This window comes from Yersinia sp. 2540 StPb PI (assembly GCF_052217165.1).
Classification (GTDB): domain Bacteria; phylum Pseudomonadota; class Gammaproteobacteria; order Enterobacterales; family Enterobacteriaceae; genus Yersinia; species Yersinia enterocolitica_E.
In genome coordinates, this window is sequence record NZ_JAZGQC010000001.1 from 2269947 (window position 1) to 2288429 (window position 18483).

Consider the following 18483-nt stretch of genomic DNA (forward strand, 5'->3'; position numbering starts at 1 on the left):
CCTCCCGGCTGACAGAAAGATTGAAGTGAAACTTAACAGTGCATGTGCTGGACATCTGAAATTCCCCGACGGAAAAAAGGGTATCAACCGTTAAGCTAATACTTTCTAGCAAAACATGGAAGCTTACTTAGCACGGCAGGGTTGCTAGCTCACCCCTATACAGTTATGGATGGCAGATTATCTGAATATTAAGACAACGTAATGACTCTGGTTTTCGATGTTGCAGGGCTGGTGATACGGCATTGTTATCAGTAATGAAAGAAATAACATAGAACGGATTGATATTGGTGAGTTACTCAGTTTCGGTGTTAATTGTTTATATCGTTTGGATATAGATTGTTAAGTATCTAGTCGAGAACGCTCTTAAAACTGCTTTTTATCCTTAAATGACAGGTTATTAACGCGGTTTGTCACTAAACGCCCGATGGCTAAAGAAAGAGTGTTGTCGTCTGTCTGCTTTCACCCCACAGCCCAGGAGCTGATTATGCTGATTATTCGTTTATATGGTTGTCCAGTTTTCATTGGTTCTGAGCAAAAAAAGCAACCGACTGAAAATCCTGGAGTGAAACATGAGTCATCAAACACTAAGCAACCCATTATTTGTTAACCCAACCGCGGTTAACCCATTATCTGCCAACACATTACCACTATTGGATCTTTCCCTGCTTAATGGCAGTGAAACTGAACGTCAGGCATTCTTAGTCGATTTACGCCATGCCGCACGAGATATCGGATTCTTTTATCTCACCGGACATGGCATTGACCCCGCGTTATTACAACAAATCCAAACCTTATCCCGTGAATTTTTTGCCTTGCCTGATGAGGACAAACTGGCCGTGGCCATGGTGCGCTCGCCACATTTTCGTGGCTATAACCGTGCGGCCTCTGAGTTAACACGAGGCCAGCCGGACTGGCGTGAACAGTTCGATATTGGTGCTGAAAGAGCCCCATTACCGCAAACGCCGGGCACGCCAAGTTGGGCACGGCTACAAGGGCCAAACCAGTGGCCCGAGGCTCTGCCGGAATTAAAACCAACAATACTGCAATGGCAGCGGGAAATGACCGGCATGGCGCTGCGTTTGCTGCGGGCTTTCGCTCTGGCATTGGAACTGGATGAACATGCATTTGATGAGTTGTATGGCGATAAACCCAATGAACATATCAAGCTAATTCGCTATCCGGGGCGTGAAACCACGCAAAGCGGGCAGGGGGTCGGTGCGCATAAAGACTCCGGTTTCCTCAGTTTCTTATTGCAAGACCAGCAACGCGGCTTGCAGGTGGAGGTGGAGGAAGGGCGCTGGATTGATGCCGCACCACGACCCGGCACCTTCGTGGTCAATATTGGAGAGCTGCTGGAGCTGGCCAGTAATGGTTATCTGCGTGCCACGGTACACCGGGTGGAAACACCTCCTGCCGGTACAGACCGGTTATCTATCGCTTTCTTCCTGGGGGCGCGTCTGGATGCGGTAGTTCCGTTGTATCAACTGCCAGCGCCGCTGGTGGCGCAAGCGCGTGGGCCTGCCAGTGATCCTCATAACCCGCTGTTTCGTGATGTTGGGCTTAATTATCTCAAGGGCCGTTTGCGCTCTCACCCCGATGTTGCCGAGCGTTACTACCCTGCGCAATTGAAGCTGTAGGGGCTGGATAAGTTCATCGCGGATCGTCTGCTGGCAATCTGCCTGGCGCGCGGATTTTTGGGTAGCTTGAATTAAAAACTTTATTTTTGGGATGATGATAATGACTAAAACACGTATTTCCGGCCTGATTAGTGCCACCTTACTGACTGCATGGGTGTCTTCTTTTAGTTTGTCAGCACAGGCAGCCGAAGCGCTGCGGGTAGCCGCCGATCCGGTTCCTCATGCAGAAATTCTGCAATTTGTGCAAAAACTCGATCCCTCTCTGAATCTGAAAGTCATCGAGATCCCCAATGGTGTGAACTCGAATGAGTTGCTGGCTCACGGTGATGTCGATGCCAACTACTTCCAGCATGTGCCTTATCTGCACTCCCAGGAGCAGGCGCTGGGGCAAAAATTTGCCGTGGCCGCAACGGTGCATATTGAGCCACTTGGCGTCTATTCCCACAAACATAAAACCTTTGCTGATGTCCCGCAAAATGGCACGGTAGCGGTGCCGAATAACGTGACTAACCTCAGCCGTGCGCTCTATTTACTGAAAGATCAGGGGCTGATTACCTTGAAGCCGGGCTTTACCGATCCGGCTAAACATCAGGCGACGCCGAAGGATATCGCGGACAATCCAAAACACCTGAAAATTTTAGAGATTGAATCACCGCAAATCCCTCGTTCATTGGATGATGTTGATTTAGCAGTGATTAATGGAAATTATGCGTTAGAGGCAGGGCTTAATCCGGCGAAAGATGCATTAGGACTGGAGAAAGCTGCCGGTAACCCTTATGCCAATATTCTGGTCACCACCCCCGCGCTGGCCAGTGATCCACGAATCAAACAATTGGCGAAAGATTTGCAGTCACCCGAAGTGGCGAAGTTTATCACTGAAAAATATGCCGGTTCAGTTATCCCTGTGGCAGGCCTTAAATCATGATTAGCATCGAACGCCTGAGTAAAACCTATCCACAAGGAGGGCTGCCAATGGTGGCCCTGGAGGAGGTCTCGCTTGAGATCCCGACAGGCTCGGTGTTCGGTATTATTGGCCGTAGCGGGGCAGGTAAAAGTACCTTAATCCGTTGTCTAAACCTATTGGAACGGCCCACTTCGGGCCGTATTCAAGTGGATGGCCGGGAATTAACCACACTTTCTGACCGTGAATTGCGGCTGCAACGGCAAAATATCGGCATGATTTTTCAGAATTTCCATTTACTTCATTCACGTAATGTATGGGACAACATTGCTGTTGGTTTGGAAATTATTGGGATGCCCAAAGCGCAACGCCAGCAGCGCGTTGCTGAGTTATTGGATTTGGTTGGCTTGAGTGACAAGGCTTATGCTTTCCCCTCGCAGTTATCGGGCGGACAAAAACAGCGCGTGGGAATTGCCCGAGCGCTGGCCGCCAAACCGTCATATCTGTTATCTGATGAAGCGACTAGCGCGCTGGACCCTGAAACCACCGCATCGATCCTGGCATTGCTCAGTGATATCAATCACCAACTTGGATTGACCATCGTGTTGATCACTCATGAATTGGAGGTGGTGAAATCCATCTGTGATAGCGCAGCATTGTTGGAGCGGGGGCGGGTGGTGGAAACCGGCGCTATTGCTGACTTATTGGCATCAACACATTCCCGTTTAGGGCGTTCATTGCTTCCCGCTCGGGGGCCGGCGTCATTGTCTGGTGCGCCAGTGGCGGAGCTAACCTTTTTCGATACCTTAGCGGCTTCCCCCGTGCTCAGTGAGTTGGCGCAGCAACATGCCGTGGGGGTAACCCTACTTGGCGGTGGGGTGGAATCGATAGGTGGCCAGCGGGTTGGGCGTTTGCAGGTTGATTTCAGCCACCCAGACGGCGGGTTGAGTTTAGCTGAGGTCTTACAATTTCTTAATGAGCGTGGCGTGAGGGCAGAACTGATATGAACAGCGGCATGAGTTGGCAAGATCTGCTGGCACTGGTCACCAATGCCACCGGCGAAACTATCTATATGGTGGTAATTGCCACCTTCTTCACTGTATTGATTGGCTTACCACTGGGGGTGTTGTTATTTATTTCGCGCCCCAATGGGGTTTTGCCTGCCGCGCGCTTGAATACATTGGTCGGTGCCATTGTTAATTTGGGGCGCTCAATGCCCTTTGTGGTGTTACTGATTGCGTTGATTCCGATTACCCGTTGGATTATCGGCACCACGTTAGGCAGTACCGCTGCCATCGTGCCAATTACTCTGGGGGCCATCCCATTTTTTGCCCGAGTGGTCGAAGCGGCTTTGGATGAAGTGGATAAAGGGCGGATTGAAGCAATTTTATCGATGGGCGGTTCGGCACGCCATGTGATTCAAAAAGTTCTGTTGCCAGAGGCACTTCCCGCTTTATTGGCCGGCATTACCTTAACTGTCGTGATGCTGGTGGGGTTCTCATCAATGGCGGGTGTTATTGGTGGCGGTGGATTAGGTGATTTGGCTATTCGTTATGGTTATCAACGTTTTAATAATGAAGTGATGGTAGCGACATTAATCATATTGGTCATTTTGGTTCAGGGCGTACAAAGCCTGGGCGATAGATGGGTCAGGTCGTTGGCTCACCGGCGCTAAAATTTATCACTACCTATATTTGATATAACAGCCGCGGTATTCATTGCTGTGGTTTCACTGCGCAATAATGGACGTTACCGCTATCAACGCGGCAACGTCCTGTCAGCAGGCGATTAACCGTTTAGTGCTTGTGCCAAGTCCGCAATCAGATCCTCTGTATCCTCAATACCCACCGACAAACGCAGTAATTGTGGCGTAATACCGTGTTTCAGCCGGGTTTCTAAGGGGATGGAGGCATGAGTCATGCTGTATGGCTGGCTGATTAAACTTTCCACCCCGCCCAAACTTTCGGCCAGGGTAAACAGATGTGAGCGTTTGATTACCGCGCGAGCGTATTCATCATCCCCTTTCAATCGCACAGAAATCATACCGCCGAAACCCGCCATTTGCCGTGATGCCAGCTCATGTTGTGGGTGGCTTTTCAGCCCTGGGTAATAGACATTTTCAACTTGTGGTTGCCCTTCGAGCCACTCGGCTATCTGCTGGGCACTGTGATTATGTCGCGCCATGCGCAAAGCCAAGGTACGCAGTCCGCGTAACGTCAGAAAGCTGCTGAAAGGATCTAAAATTCCGCCCACCGCATTGTGCAGAAAGCCTAACTGTTCTGCCAGTTCAGGGTTATTGCCCACCGCCGCGACGCCAGCGACCACATCAGAATGGCCATTAAGGTATTTGGTGGCGGAATGCACCACAATATCAAAGCCCAGTTCCAGCGGGCGCTGGATGTAAGGGGAGGCGAAGGTATTATCGGCCACACTGATAAGTTGATGCTTTTTGGCAATCGCCGCAATGGCCGCCAGGTCAGCCAGTTTCAGCAATGGATTGGTCGGTGTCTCCACCCAGATCATTTTGGTTTCTGGCAATATTGCTTGTTCTAATGCCTCGGTATCCGCAGGGGAGACATAGGTCACTCGCAAACCGGCCGTTCGGCTGCGAACTTTTTCCAGCAGGCGATAGGTTCCGCCATATAAATCATCCACGGCAATGATATGGCTACCCTGATCCAGCAGTTCAAGCACAGTTGAACAGGCTGCCAGACCAGAGGCGAAGGCGTAACCTCGAGTGCCCCCTTCCAGTTCCGCAATCGCCTTTTCCAGCGCGGTACGCGTTGGGTTGCCGCTGCGCGAATATTCATACCCGGTATGCTCGCCAGGAGCGGGTTGTGCGAAGGTGGATGTCGCGTAAATTGCGGGCATCACCGCACCGGTGCTATCGGGGGTATAACCGGCATGAACGGTTAAGGTATCGAACTTTACCATAATAAAAATCCTTAATATGAGAAGATTAAGCCAGCTTTTGACGCCAGGTATTCAAAACATCAGTGCGGGTAATCAAGCCAAGGAAACGCTCTCCATCCAACACTACTGCTACATGGCCATCATTGAATGTTGCCAGTAGAGAGCGGTAATCGGCCTCTTTTTGTAATGTATTCACTTGATGGGTCATGGCGGCACTGGCCGGTAATTTGAAATGGCTGGCATCTGCTTGTACGGTGTTCAGCAAGTCCCATTCGTCGATTAACCCGACCACTTTTTCGCCGTCTAATACTGGTAGCTGGGAGATGTCATACAGGCGCATTCGGGCGTGAGCCACGGCCAGCGTGTCCTGCGGTGAAACAGAAATTGTTGCGCCGTCCTCATGACGATAAGTGATGAAATCACGCAAATCGCCATACTGGGGCTTGCTCAGCAAACCTTGTTCCATGAGCCAGTAATCGTTGAACATTTTGGACAGGTACTTGTTGCCGCTGTCGCAAACGAAGGTGACCACTCGCTTTGGTGTGGTTTGCTCGCGGCAATAGCGTAATGCTGCGGCCAGTAGGGTGCCGGTAGATGAGCCTGCCAGTACCCCTTCTTCCCGCAATAACGCACGTGCGGTGCTGAAGGCTTCAGCATCATCGATGCGATAAGATTTTTTTACCTGAGAAAAGTTGCTCAGTGGCGGGATAAAATCCTCACCAATTCCTTCGACCAGCCAGCTACCCGCATCGCCAATCTGCGAGCTGTCGACGTAATCTGCCAAAATGGATCCCGCAGGATCGGCCAGTACGAACTCGGTGGCGGGTGAAACCTCGGCAAAGTATTGGCTCAGGCCGCTCAGGGTACCGCTGGAGCCAACACCCACCACGATGGCATCGACCTGCCCATCCATCTGTTGCCACAGCTCAGGGCCGGTCGATGTCCGGTGCGCCGCGGGGTTTGCCGGGTTATTGAATTGATCGATATAGAAAGCCCCCGGTGTTTCCTGCGCCAGACGCAGAGCATAGTCCTGATAATAAGCCGGATGCCCTTTGCCCACATCTGAGCGGGTCAATAGCACTTGTGCGCCCAATGCCCGCAGGTGGAAAATTTTCTCCTGGCTCATTTTATCCGGTACCACTAATAGCAGTTTGTAACCTTTTAGCGCCGCTACCAATGCCAACCCAAGGCCGGTATTGCCAGCGGTGGCTTCAATGATGGTTCCGCCGGGTTGCAGCAACCCTTCTTTTTCAGCTTGCTCAATCATCGAGAGCGCGACACGGTCTTTAATCGACCCACCGGGATTCTGATTTTCCAGCTTGACGAACAGTTGGCATGGGCCGGTATCAAAGTGGGTCAGTTCCAGTAGCGGGGTGTGGCCGATAAGATCAAGTACCGAGCGTGGGATAGCCATTGCATACTCCAGCATTATTTGTTTAACAGCATAAATTGTTTAACAGCATGAATTTGGATAACAACTGATGGGCTGGATAATAGCGCTAGCGGCTTAAGCATTAAAAAGAACAAATAACCCGCCTATATTACCTTTTGTTATATGTTTATGTTTTTTTAGACGTTTGGGTGCTTAGGTGTAAGGATGTTCAGACAGGAAGATGGTTAGCCGTATAGCCATCGATATTTATAAAAAACAGTCTCTTTACAAAACAAAACGTAAAACTACGCCCAATTGAGCCAGCAATGGGATAAATTTAGAAAAGGGACTGAAATATGACTAAGCTAATATTTCAGTCTAAGTGAAAAGACGTTATTTTTTCGCTAATTGGACAGTGGTTGGTTCTGGGAATACCACTTATTTCCAATTATTAGCAAGGATACTCTGGCGACCTCATGATGAAATTTATCCTCCCCTTTAAGATAAAGAAATTAACCTTCAGTGCTGGCTTATTGCTTTTGGTGCTGCCCGCCGCGCATGCGGCTGGAGACCCGGCTGCTCCCCCGGTAGATGCCAAAGCCTATGTGCTGATGGATTACAACAGTGGAAAGGTGTTGGTGGAAGGGAACAGTGACCAGCGCCTTGATCCGGCCAGTTTGACTAAGATTATGTCCAGTTATGTGATTGGACAGGCCATTAAAGCGGGGAAAGTGCACCCTGATGATTTAGTGACCGTGGGGAAAGATGCCTGGGCTACGGGTAATCCGGCATTACGTGGCTCCTCACTGATGTTTTTGAAACCGGGCGATCAGGTGAAATTGTCCGACTTGAATAAAGGTATTGTGATTCAGTCAGGCAATGACGCCAGTATTGCGTTGGCCGATTATGTGGCTGGCAGCCAAGACAGTTTTGTTGGTCTGATGAACAGCTACGCCAAAGCCTTGGGTCTGGCGAATACTCACTTTATGACCGTTCATGGTCTTGATGCGCCAGGGCAGTACAGCACTGCGCGGGATATGGCGGTATTAGGTCAGGCACTGATCCGCGACGTGCCGGAAGAGTATGCGCTGCACAAAGAGAAAGAATTCACTTTTAATAAGATTCGTCAGATTAACCGTAATCGTCTGCTATGGAGCACTAATCTCAATGTGGATGGCATGAAAACCGGTTTTACCTCCGGCGCGGGGCATAATCTGGTCGCATCTGCAACCGAAGGGCCAATGCGTTTGATCTCTGTGGTGTTAGGTGCACCCAGTGATCGGGTTCGCTTTAGTGAAAGTGAAAAACTGTTGACCTGGGGCTTTCGTTTCTATGAAACCGTGGTGCCGATTAAAGCCAGCAAACCTTTTGTGACGCAGAAAGTGTGGTTTGGTGATACCGGCGAGGCCGAGCTTGGGGTGGCAGAGGATGCCGCTATCACTATCCCGAAAGGGCAGATGAAGGATCTTAAAGCCAGTTATAAGTTGGATCAAACGGAGCTGCGTGCGCCGCTGGCCAAAAATCAAGTGGTCGGAACCATCGATTTTCAGCTTAATGGCAAGACGATTGACCAACGCCCGCTGGTGGTATTAAACGAAGTAAAAGAGGGCGGCTTCTTTAGTCGTATCTGGGACTTTGTGATGATGAAACTCAGTCAATGGTTTGGTAGCGTATTTGGTTAGTTTAAAGAAGATGATTGATTAATAAGAGAAAGGGCTACTGAAAAGTAGCCCTTTTAGCCTATTACGTGACCTATCACTGAGATAAATCAGTTACAGGCAACGATCTTGATGGCTAACCCCCCTCGGGAGGTTTCGCGGTATTTAGAATTCATATCTTTGCCGGTTTCATACATCGTTTCGATGACTTTATCCAGACAAACACTGGGTTCGCTAGTACGACGTAGCGCCATGCGCGCAGAGTTAACGGCTTGCACCGCAGAAATTGCATTACGCTCAATACACGGCACTTGAACTTGCCCTGCCACTGGGTCACAGGTCAGCCCCAGGTTATGCTCCATCGCGATTTCTGCTGCAATGCACACCTGAGCAGGGCTACCGCCCATCAACTCAGCCAGGCCTGCTGCGGCCATGGAACAGGCCACACCCACTTCGCCCTGACAACCCACTTCAGCGCCGGAAATAGACGCATTCATTTTATACAGCGCCCCAATCACACCAGAGACCAGGAAGTAGCGACTGTATGAGTTCTCATTTACCTGACGAATGAATTTGTCGTAGTAAGATAAAACTGCCGGAATAATGCCACACGCGCCGTTAGTCGGGGCAGTCACAACCCGCCCGCCAGCGGCGTTCTCTTCATTGACGGCTAATGCATACATATTGATCCAATCGACAACCATCATCGGATCTGAGTTATTTTTATCGGTACTCACCAGCATTCGGCGCAAAGCTGCGGCGCGACGTGGTACTTTCATTGGACCAGGCAATAACCCTTCAGTATTGATGCCGCGCTCAATACCGGCACGCATCACTTCCCAGATTGCGGCAAAGTGAGCACTTATTTCGGCTTTGCTGTGCAATGCCAGTTCATTTTGCATCACTAAACCGGACAGTGATAAACCGGTATCTTTACAGTGCTTTTGCAAGTCACGGGCAGAATTGAACGGATAAGGCACAGTAATCGCTTGGCTATCTTCCTGACCAAAGTGTGCTTCATCGACAATAAAACCACCGCCGATGGAGTAATACGTTTTACTGAAAATACAGTCATCACCCGCATGAGCGCTGATGGTCATACCATTTTCGTGCAATGGCAGGTTAGTGCTGTGGAAGTTCATCCCGCCAGTGGCCGGGAAATCAACTTCGTGGCTGCCGTTTGCCAACAGCAGACGTTCCCGCAACTCTACATCGCGGATAAAACCAGAGATTGCATCAATATCAACGGTATCAGGCAGATTCCCCGCCAAACCCATAATAATCGCAATATCGGTATGGTGGCCTTTACCGGTAAGAGACAAAGAGCCGTAAACATCAACAGTGATTCGGGTGACGGCAGAAAGATGCCCCAGTTCGATTAGGTCATCGGTAAACAGCTTGCCAGCCTTCATTGGGCCGACGGTATGAGAGCTGGATGGACCAATACCAATCTTGAAAATGTCAAAAACGCTGACCATATATCGCCCCTTAAAGGTTCTAATTATTAAAGTGATGACATTGCCGTGGTAGGAAGCCGGAGCGGACGCTCCGGTTTTTGAAACAATTTACAACATCAGACCATGATAACTGGCTGGCCGTGGGACGTTGGCCAGCCTCAGAATCATTTACCGAACAGGCTGAACAAGATTGCAGAGATAGCAATCAGGCCCATGATAACCACGAATACGTTGCTGATATGGCCGCTGTACTTACGCATCGCTGGAACTTTATGGATTGCGTACATTGGCATCAGGAACAACAGCATCGCGATGATTGGGCCACCCAGGGTTTCAATCATACCCAAAATGCTTGGGTTCATGGTTGCGACGATCCAGGTTGTTACCAGCATGAACAGGGCAGTAATACGGTTCAGTTTGTCATGATTGATGGTTTTGCCTTTGCTACGCAGAGACTTAATCATCATGCCATTAAAGCCTTCACGTGCGCCCAGATAGTGACCCAGGAAAGACTTGGTGATAGCGATAAAGGCAATAACCGGCGCCATATAGGCAATTATTGGAGTATTAAAGTGGTTAGCCAGGTAAGACAGAATAGAAATGTTCTGGCTTTTCGCATCCGCCAGATCCGCAGGAGACAGGCTCAGTACGCAACTGAAGACGAAGAACATAACGGTGACAACCATCATGATGTGAGCAAAAGCCAAAATGCGTGAACATTTTTTCTCTGCATCTACGCCGTACTCTTCACGTTTTGATACTGCAAACGCCGAGATGATAGGGGAGTGGTTGAATGAGAACACCATGACCGGAATAACCAGCCACATGGTCATCCACAGACCGCTACCAGTACCGTTGCCGTCCATTGATACATGTTCAAATATTGCACCGGTCCAGTTAGGGATCAGGTACACAGCCAACAACATCAATGCCGCAACAAACGGGAATACCAGAATACTCATTGCTTTTACAATGGCATGCTCACCAAAACGCACGATAGTCATCAGGCCCACGATCAGAATCAGGGACAAAATAGCGCGCGGTGGTGATGGCAGATGCATCTGGTGGGTAATGAAGCTATCAACGGTGTTGGTGATTGCCACACTGTATACCAACAAAATCGGGTAGATAGCGAAGAAGTAAAGCAGGGTAATCAACTTACCTGCGCCGATACCAAAGTGCTCTTCAACCACTTCAGTAATGTCTTCACCTGGGTTTTTGCCTGACAGCACAAAACGGCAGAGACCACGGTGAGCAAAGAAGGTCATCGGGAAAGCAATGATGGCCATTACAATCAGCGGCAGAAGACCGCCGATACCGGCATTGATAGGCAGGAACAATACGCCTGCACCGATTGCAGTACCGTACAGGCCCAACATCCACATGGTGTCACTTTTACGCCATGTGCTTGATGAAACTTTTCCCGGGGAGGCAATAGTGCCTGCTTGAGTAGTGTCCATAAAGATCTCCACTGTGAACACGTTAATTTAAAATTAAGAGCCGAAAGTTAGATACCCGCTATGCATTATCGAGTTGCATAATCAGGCGAAAAATTCAGTCAAAACGATTCGTTTAAAATTGGTGCCCTGGTTATTACTTTGGTGCCGTAATCGTGCTTTATACCTAAATTGTCAAGTGCAAAATTTAACCGATATTAAGAAGATGAATTCGCGATATCGGATATTTTTGGTGTTCTTGGCAGAACAATAGTTTTTGCTGGCGGCAAGATAGCGATTTGCAGTGAAAACTACCGTGATCATGCTCCCAAATGCTTAATAAACTCGCCACTGATCATTTGTTGCGAATTTAAAACTGATTGTTATGTGAATGTTTATGATTTATCACTAGAAATAATGAAAAGTATACTTTCCCTTCTGGTCGATAAATAAACAGACTATTCTTTATTCCTTGCTTCTTGGCGTGCAATATATTTTAACCACGCTTATGGATCTAGCGGAAATCGATTTTTTCACTGATTTATTGATGAATATCATTAGTTTAAAACCTTAAAAATAATTTAACTTGTTGATTTTTAATGTTATTAAATAAATTATCAGGTGATGGTGGTTTATGGATTTGATGATAAATTCAACAGGAAAATAAGAGGAAAAAAGACAATAGGCATAGCCAGGGGGAATAAGTCAGCGCATGATTATTAGTATCGAACCATATATTTGTCATATAAATTTTTTCTGTCACTAATTTGTCTGACAATAAACTAACGTTATTCTTTTATTTAAATGTGTTAAATGAACACTAAATGTTAAATTAATTTACCTTAAATCTTTTTACTATTGCATGTTCATTTAATAATGGAATTGTGTTTTAGAAATTTGATAGGCAAAGAGTGATTTAACCACAAATATAATATGGTTATTTAGTGTTGTGCTATTCTGCTTAAATATAATCCAATTTTTACCTGATATATACGGATAGATTTATCTACCCGGTATTTACCGGGTTAAGATTTTTGCTATGTAATCAAGTCTAACAGTCGATTTTGATGCCATGTTGTAAAAAGAACTGGCTGAACTCGGCATCAGGCTGGCGGTCGGTGACTAACGCATCAAACAGGGTCAACGCTCCAATGCTGGCAGGTTTTATTTTACCGAACTTACTGTGGTCGGCCACCAGGATTTTCTGTTGTGATTTGGCTATAGCTCGGTGCTTTAACAGAATTTCATCGAAGTTGAAACAGGTGGCGCCATACTCAATTGAAACGCCGGCTGCGGAGATAAAAGCTTTGTTTGGGCAGGCATTGTCCAGCTCATTGTGCTGACTGATCGGTGTGAAAATATAGTTATTGGGTTTGAATTCACCACCGCACAGAATCACTTTACAGTTGGGTTTGTCTTGTAGGGAAAGAAAGGTGTTAAGGGAGTAACAAATAGCAGTAAATACCAGTTCTTCGTCTATCTCGTCGATAATCGAGGGAATTGTAGTGCCGCAGTCAAAAAAAACCGTATCGTTTTCGGCGATCAACCTTGCTGCCAACTGACCAATACGGCGCTTTTCTTCCACCTGTTTGGCTTGCTGGTCAGAAACAAAATAGTTATTGGCGTTATTGCTTTTAGGGTCCATCACCACATAACCACCCAACAAAATCACGGCGGTCGGCTCGGCGCTAAGATCACGGCGAATAGTCATTTCAGAGACTCGCAGCAAATTGGCCGCGTCTTTGAGGTGGATTTTGTCGGAACGCTTTAGGGCCTGAGTAAGTTTATTGATTCGTTCTGCACGGCGGGTTTCCATAAGCTATTCCTGACAAACAATTATTAATACCATACGTTGCACTATAGTTTCTTATAATACAACGTATTGCAATAAATAAGCCCGACAGTAGCCGGGCTGACAATCGATTCGAATCTAAACAATCGATTAATAGACTTACACTGAGTTAGTAGCTTGATGCCACGGCCTGTTGGCCCGAAACGATGGTTACACCAGAGCTGGTACCAATGCGTGTCGCCCCTGCGTTGATCATGATTTCTGCTGTCTTTTGATCACGAACTGCACCAGAGGCTTTAACGCCTATTACCGGACCAACCGTAGCACGCATCAATTTAACATGTTCTTCTTTGGCACCACCGGTGCTGAAGCCTGTTGAGGTTTTCACAAAAGCTACGTCAAGCTCACGACACATTTCACAAACTTGTACGATTTGAGCATCACTTAGCAGGCAGGTTTCTAATATTACCTTCAACGGTGTAGTGGCGCAAATATCACGTACAGCCTTAATATCGGCTTTAACTTCGGCAATTTTGCCACTTTTCAGCCAGCCAACATTGATAACCATATCAATCTCTTGCGCCCCAGCGTTGATTGCTGCCTGAGCTTCAAAAGCTTTTGCTTCAGTCAGACCCGCACCCAGTGGAAAACCAATGACTGAGCACACCTTAACCGTACTACCGGCTAACTGTTGAGCGGCGACTGGCACGTATCCAGAATTAACACATACGGCATAGAAATGATGCTGTTTAGCTTCTTCACACAGCTTGATAATTTGGGCTTCCGTGGCATCCATTGCCAATAAAGTATGGTCAATGTAATTAGCATAATTGATCGTCATGATTTTTATCCTTTTGTTCATCTGTAAGTTATCACTACTGTTATAATAGTAACATTATTAGAAGAAAACAAAGGTAATTCTCACATATTTAACTGTTTTACATTTTATTTTGTTATTTTAATTACATTTTAGCGGCTTAAATGTACTGGTAATATAGATGACTTTCTTTTGTTAATTGATTTTAAAGGATTATTTTATAATGTGACTGGCGGCGGTGGGTATTGCCGATCTTTTAGAGCCATCGGCAATGTGAGATTTATAACCTAGCGTGACTAGCTTCTGACCCATCCTCTACTGATAGGCAGAGCAAAACTGATACGATAGAGGCGAGTCATACCACTCGCGATAGCGTCACCGAATAAATTCCATACTAACTGTGCGAACAGACAACCAATAATCCCTAATAAGAAGGCACCCACCATATCTAATGGCCAATGAACACCCAGGTAAATACGTGACCATGCAATGGCGGCTGCGACGACCATCATGCTGACTGCGGACCAGAGTTTGTGCCAAAAAACAAAGGCTAAGGCAAAGGTGAAAATAGCGGTGCCGTGATCACTTGGGAAAGAGCTGTCAGGTGCATGGCTCATAAAGTTATAGCCAAAACCGACAACAAAAGGGCGATCGTGTGGGATAAGCATCCCGATACAAGCCGCTGAAAGCATAGAGAAAGCAAGAGCGATTGCTGCCTTGGTTACCACTGCTCGCTGCATGTTAATGCTATCTTTTGGCCCCCATAGCCACAGTGCCACCAGTAACACGGGGATAATCATGATCAGGTCACGTGCGATGAAGGTCGCAAAAGAAATCATCCATGGCGGTGATGCAGGGGTCGCATTTATCATGGAAAAGAAAAAATAGTTCATTTGTTCCATTATTCAGTACCTTTATCGCGGCGGTAAAAACCGCTAATCATCCAAAACAGAGCCAACTGGCTCAGCCATACCCACCAACCCGCCCACAGGTTATGAGTAAGAAAATGTGCCCCGCGCATAATTTGACCAAACCCCATCAACATGCCAAGACCAATACCGAGCAACCAACACAGCGTAGCCAACCGAGGCCGCTCGGGGTAGAACAGGAAGAACAGTGCCATCACGGCAAAACCGCTGGATGCATGGCCACCGGGAAAACAGTGGCCGGGACCTGCACCTACAGGAGCGGTACCCATCAGCACATAACTGATAGCTTTACCACCGTACTCCACCAGATCCCAAGGGCAGGAGTGGGCGCTGACGGCCTTTAGCACACCAACCACCAACGGACCGATGCCAAACAACAACATGGTCGTCACCAAGCGCCCATTACGGCGATAAATCCCCCATAACAATGCCACCACGGCAGTACTGATAATGGTTATTTTCAATAATCGGTGGTTGAGTAAATCCAGCCAGTAATTGTTTTCCCATGGAAAATTTTGCCCGACGGGGTCAAACCAGTAATTGCTGATAAACCAATCTAGTTGCTCGTTGTTCGACAGCCATAGAAAGAGCAATCCACAGATCACTAACCCAAAAACCTGCCAAAAATAGAAGGATAACGGCAACGAGTAAAGGGAGTTTGTCTTAATTATCTGTGCTGTTGAGGCATTATTTAATGTCGCTGTAGTGACATTGGCTTGAGAGGTAGGTTTGCTGGTCTTCACGAAGTAACCTGAAGCGGAAATAGGGAATACTAAGACTGTAATAATATTGTCTTAAGAAAGCCTTAAGGGGCAGATGGTGCGATATGGACGAGAGTAGAAATAGGCAGAACTCAAATTTCAGGCAAGAAAAAACCCGATTAGTCTTGAACCTAAGAAGGCGGGACTATCGGGCTCCTCAATATGGGGACATCAAAGAAAAGCAGTGGCATTAAATCAGACCCCAGTCCAGTAAGAAAGTTCTGGGGAAATAAAAAAAGTATAAAATAATGTTTAGTTTTCTTCGAAATGGCTTTTTTAGCACACTAGCCTAATATCCCCGGCCAGATAATAACAATCAACGAACCTGCCAATGTTAATAGTACGTTGGCTATGGCATAAGTCCCGGCGTAACCCAGTGCCGGGATGTTACTGCGGGCAGTATCGCTGATGATGTCCATGGCCGGTGCGCAAGTGCGAGCACCCATAATGGCACCAAAAAGCAGAGCACGGTTCATGCGTAATACATAAGCGCCAAAGAGAAAGCAGATGACAACCGGGACCAGACTCACGATTAGGCCAGAGATAAGCATCTGCCCACCGACCGCGCCCAAGCTGCTATTAATACCGCCACCCGCACTTAATCCGACGCCAGCCATAAAGACCATTAACCCGAACTCTTTCACCATATTCAACGCACCTTGCGGGATATAGCCAAAAGTAGGGTGGTTAGCACGTAAAAATCCGAGCATGATGCCAGCCATTAACAGGCCGGCCGCATTACCAATGCCGAAACTGAAATTACTGAATTGGAAGGTAATTAAACCAATCATCAATCCGAGAATAAAGAAGGCACAGAAAGCCAGCAGGTCGGTGACCTGACTGTGAATAGAGATAAAGCCAATTTTTTCTGCCACGCTTTTAACGCGCCGTGCATCACCGCTGACTTGCAGTACGTCGCCTTTATTCAATACTACGTTGTCATCAATCGGCATTTCAATTTGGCTGCGGATCACCCGGTTTAGGAAACAGCCGTGGTCAGTCAATTTTAAGTGGCTGAGTCGCTTTCCAACAGCATTGCTATTTTTAACCACAATTTCTTCGGTAACAATGCGCATGTCCAGCAGGTCACGGTCGAAAACTTCTTTACCGTTACGAAAACTGGGATCAAGACGGGAGTGAGCGTCAGGGTAACCGACCAGTGAAATCTCGTCTCCCACTTGCAGCACCGCATCACCATCTGGGTTGGCTAAAATACCATTGCGGCGAATGCGCTCAATATAACAACCCGTTTGGCGGTAAATACCTAATTCACGTAGATTTTTACCATCTGCCCACGCCACCAGTTCCGGGCCAACCCGGTAGGCGCGAATGACAGGCAAATAGACCTTACGCTGGCTATCGGTATCCAGACCGCGCTCACGAGCAATCTGCTGAGCACTGGTCGGTAAGTCCTGGTGTTGGAGTTTGGGCAAATAACGTGCGCCCAAAATCAGGCTCACCAGCCCGATAAGATAGGTTAGGGCGTACCCGAGGCTCAGATTATCCTGCGCGTGTTGCAACGCCGGGTTATTGGCGATGGTATGGCGTAACGTATCACCTGCACCGACCAAAACCGGTGTGGAGGTCATGGAGCCTGCCAGCATCCCGGCAGTCAGGCCAATATCCCAGCCAAATAATTTACCCAGCCCCAACGCCAGAATCATTGCGCTACTTACCATGACCAGGGCGAGCATCAGGTAGTTTTTACCGTCGCGGAAAAATATAGAGAAAAAGTTTGGACCGGCTTCAACACCGACACAAAAAATAAATAGCATAAAGCCCAGATTCAGCGCTTCAGTATTGATGGTAAAGTGCTGTTGCCCAAGCAACAGTGATACCACCAACACACCAATAGCATTACCTAATTGAATAGGGCCGAGTCGCAGTTTACCCAGGCACAACCCCAAGGCTAAAACTACGAATAACAGCAAGATGTAATTGCCGTTTAACAGATTTGCGACGTTTATATTCACGAGTATGACTTTCTATTTAGCTCGAATGACCACGATGTATACGCTCTTGGTTTAAAGGTAGAAGGAGCATGTCTTTAAACTCAGAATATTTATCGCTAAACAGCACATAAAGGCAGGCGATAGTGGGAGTTATTCTAATCTGTCTGCTGCGAGACAGCCAGTAATAAGCAGGAAGTTTGGTCTCGCTAGAAGGATATGCTTTGTTACCAATTATAGATGGGTTTATATGTTGTTTGTGGGTCGCTTCGTCTGGTTTCCTGAGGCGGTTTTTACTGTGTGGTACTTGAGCCCCAGCAATAAAAAAAAGGCGCTAAGCACCCTTTTTCGGATAAAGCCAAATAATCTTGGCGAAGAAACGCTCTGTGCGGCTGACCAGATTACTGGAACAGGCTCAGATTTTCTTTAGCGTATGCTTCAAAATCTGTGCAACCGCCAATGTGTTTCTCATCAATGAAGATTTGCGGCACGGTTTCTACCGGTTTGCCGACGGTTTTTTCCAAATCAGCTTTGGTGATCCCTTCCGCATGAATATCGATGTAACGGAATTTAAAATCGTCGCGTTCAGTTTCCAGTTTTTCTGCCAGTTCTTTAGCACGGACACAGTAAGGACATCCAGGACGCCCGAAAATCACAGCAAACATGTAAAACTCCTTAATTAAATTGAGCTATCCCCGCCATTTATCAAACAGGGGTAATCACTTCGCCAACAGCTCTTTATATCTTCAACTGTTAAATGACTTCTAGCGCATTACTCACTCTTACTGCGGTCTACTATGCCCTTTGACGCGGTGAAAAAAAAGCAGGATTTGCCTGTTAGTTTGATTAATCGTACCTATT

General features: G+C 47.4%; 15 protein-coding genes. 5 read left to right on the top strand and 10 right to left on the bottom strand.

What is annotated here, in order from left to right; translation table 11 throughout:
- The first annotated feature begins 569 nt into the window (after positions 1 to 569).
- From V1956_RS10255 to V1956_RS10270, 4 genes are all read left to right on the top strand, one after another.
- Complete coding sequence (locus tag V1956_RS10255) at positions 570 to 1637, top strand: isopenicillin N synthase family dioxygenase (protein ID WP_420073685.1); 1068 nt, start codon at positions 570 to 572, stop codon at positions 1635 to 1637.
- A 100-nt stretch (positions 1638 to 1737) separates the two neighbouring features.
- Positions 1738 to 2562 carry a MetQ/NlpA family ABC transporter substrate-binding protein gene (locus tag V1956_RS10260; protein WP_442825070.1) on the top strand — a complete coding sequence of 275 codons (825 nt, stop codon included), beginning with the start codon at positions 1738 to 1740 and terminating at the stop codon, positions 2560 to 2562.
- Positions 2559 to 3545 carry a methionine ABC transporter ATP-binding protein gene (locus V1956_RS10265; RefSeq protein ID WP_442825071.1) on the top strand — a complete coding sequence of 329 codons (987 nt, stop codon included), beginning with the start codon at positions 2559 to 2561 and terminating at the stop codon, positions 3543 to 3545. The genes V1956_RS10260 and V1956_RS10265 overlap by 4 nt, the downstream gene beginning before the upstream one ends.
- Positions 3542 to 4213, top strand: coding sequence for a methionine ABC transporter permease (locus V1956_RS10270; RefSeq protein ID WP_372559369.1), 672 nt, complete (start codon positions 3542 to 3544; stop codon positions 4211 to 4213). The genes V1956_RS10265 and V1956_RS10270 overlap by 4 nt, the downstream gene beginning before the upstream one ends.
- A 113-nt stretch (positions 4214 to 4326) precedes the next feature.
- Here V1956_RS10270 and V1956_RS10275 read toward each other — a convergent pair whose 3' ends face one another.
- Both V1956_RS10275 and V1956_RS10280 read right to left on the bottom strand, forming a co-directional pair.
- Entirely contained in the window at positions 4327 to 5472 is a 1146-nt protein-coding gene (locus tag V1956_RS10275) for a trans-sulfuration enzyme family protein (protein ID WP_442825072.1), read from the bottom strand.
- Between the two features lie 25 nt (positions 5473 to 5497).
- A complete protein-coding gene (locus V1956_RS10280) occupies positions 5498 to 6865 on the bottom strand; it encodes a pyridoxal-phosphate dependent enzyme (protein WP_083158390.1) in 1368 nt (455 codons plus the stop codon).
- Positions 6866 to 7299: 434 nt separating this feature from the next.
- On the opposite strand from V1956_RS10280, the gene V1956_RS10285 reads away from it, so the two are divergent.
- Entirely contained in the window at positions 7300 to 8505 is a 1206-nt protein-coding gene (locus V1956_RS10285; RefSeq protein ID WP_372559367.1) for a serine hydrolase, read from the top strand.
- 86 nt (positions 8506 to 8591) lie between these two features.
- Here the strand turns inward: V1956_RS10285 and V1956_RS10290 are convergent, their stop codons facing one another.
- The 8 genes from V1956_RS10290 to V1956_RS10325 form a co-directional block, all read right to left on the bottom strand.
- Entirely contained in the window at positions 8592 to 9959 is a 1368-nt protein-coding gene (locus tag V1956_RS10290) for an L-serine ammonia-lyase (protein WP_442825073.1), read from the bottom strand.
- A gap of 143 nt (positions 9960 to 10102) precedes the next feature.
- Positions 10103 to 11398 (bottom strand): HAAAP family serine/threonine permease, encoded by a 1296-nt coding sequence (locus V1956_RS10295; protein ID WP_083158393.1) that lies wholly within the window; start codon positions 11396 to 11398, stop codon positions 10103 to 10105.
- A 1027-nt stretch (positions 11399 to 12425) separates the two neighbouring features.
- Positions 12426 to 13190: a DNA-binding transcriptional repressor DeoR gene (gene deoR / locus V1956_RS10300; protein WP_372559365.1), complete on the bottom strand. Its 765-nt coding sequence runs from the start codon at positions 13188 to 13190 to the stop codon at positions 12426 to 12428.
- 145 nt (positions 13191 to 13335) lie between these two features.
- Positions 13336 to 14007 carry a deoxyribose-phosphate aldolase gene (gene deoC / locus V1956_RS10305; protein ID WP_083158395.1) on the bottom strand — a complete coding sequence of 224 codons (672 nt, stop codon included), beginning with the start codon at positions 14005 to 14007 and terminating at the stop codon, positions 13336 to 13338.
- A 272-nt stretch (positions 14008 to 14279) separates the two neighbouring features.
- Positions 14280 to 14885 (bottom strand): undecaprenyl-diphosphate phosphatase, encoded by a 606-nt coding sequence (gene ybjG / locus V1956_RS10310; protein WP_372559364.1) that lies wholly within the window; start codon positions 14883 to 14885, stop codon positions 14280 to 14282.
- Positions 14885 to 15556: a phosphatase PAP2 family protein gene (locus V1956_RS10315; RefSeq protein ID WP_372559923.1), complete on the bottom strand. Its 672-nt coding sequence runs from the start codon at positions 15554 to 15556 to the stop codon at positions 14885 to 14887. Before V1956_RS10315 ends, ybjG begins: the two co-directional genes overlap by 1 nt.
- A gap of 401 nt (positions 15557 to 15957) precedes the next feature.
- On the bottom strand, positions 15958 to 17646 hold the full coding sequence (locus V1956_RS10320; protein WP_372559363.1) for an aspartate:alanine antiporter: 1689 nt from the start codon (positions 17644 to 17646) through the stop codon (positions 15958 to 15960).
- 377 nt (positions 17647 to 18023) lie between these two features.
- Complete coding sequence (locus V1956_RS10325) at positions 18024 to 18287, bottom strand: GrxA family glutaredoxin (RefSeq protein WP_004873700.1); 264 nt, start codon at positions 18285 to 18287, stop codon at positions 18024 to 18026.
- Positions 18288 to 18483 lie beyond the last annotated feature (196 nt).

Bases quoted from the DNA above. Each gene is read 5' to 3' on its own strand.
- ybjG (WP_372559364.1), bottom strand. From the start codon at position 14,885: ATGGAACAAATGAACTATTTTTTCTTTTCCATGATAAATGCGACCCCT.
- V1956_RS10265 (WP_442825071.1), top strand. From the start codon at position 2,559: ATGATTAGCATCGAACGCCTGAGTAAAACCTATCCACAAGGAGGGCTG.
- V1956_RS10280 (WP_083158390.1), bottom strand. From the start codon at position 6,865: ATGGCTATCCCACGCTCGGTACTTGATCTTATCGGCCACACCCCGCTA.
- deoR (WP_372559365.1), bottom strand. From the start codon at position 13,190: ATGGAAACCCGCCGTGCAGAACGAATCAATAAACTTACTCAGGCCCTA.
- V1956_RS10270 (WP_372559369.1), top strand. From the start codon at position 3,542: ATGAACAGCGGCATGAGTTGGCAAGATCTGCTGGCACTGGTCACCAAT.
- deoC (WP_083158395.1), bottom strand. From the start codon at position 14,007: ATGACGATCAATTATGCTAATTACATTGACCATACTTTATTGGCAATG.
- V1956_RS10255 (WP_420073685.1), top strand. From the start codon at position 570: ATGAGTCATCAAACACTAAGCAACCCATTATTTGTTAACCCAACCGCG.
- V1956_RS10260 (WP_442825070.1), top strand. From the start codon at position 1,738: ATGACTAAAACACGTATTTCCGGCCTGATTAGTGCCACCTTACTGACT.
- V1956_RS10275 (WP_442825072.1), bottom strand. From the start codon at position 5,472: ATGGTAAAGTTCGATACCTTAACCGTTCATGCCGGTTATACCCCCGAT.
- V1956_RS10325 (WP_004873700.1), bottom strand. From the start codon at position 18,287: ATGTTTGCTGTGATTTTCGGGCGTCCTGGATGTCCTTACTGTGTCCGT.
- V1956_RS10285 (WP_372559367.1), top strand. From the start codon at position 7,300: ATGATGAAATTTATCCTCCCCTTTAAGATAAAGAAATTAACCTTCAGT.
- V1956_RS10295 (WP_083158393.1), bottom strand. From the start codon at position 11,398: ATGGACACTACTCAAGCAGGCACTATTGCCTCCCCGGGAAAAGTTTCA.
- V1956_RS10290 (WP_442825073.1), bottom strand. From the start codon at position 9,959: ATGGTCAGCGTTTTTGACATTTTCAAGATTGGTATTGGTCCATCCAGC.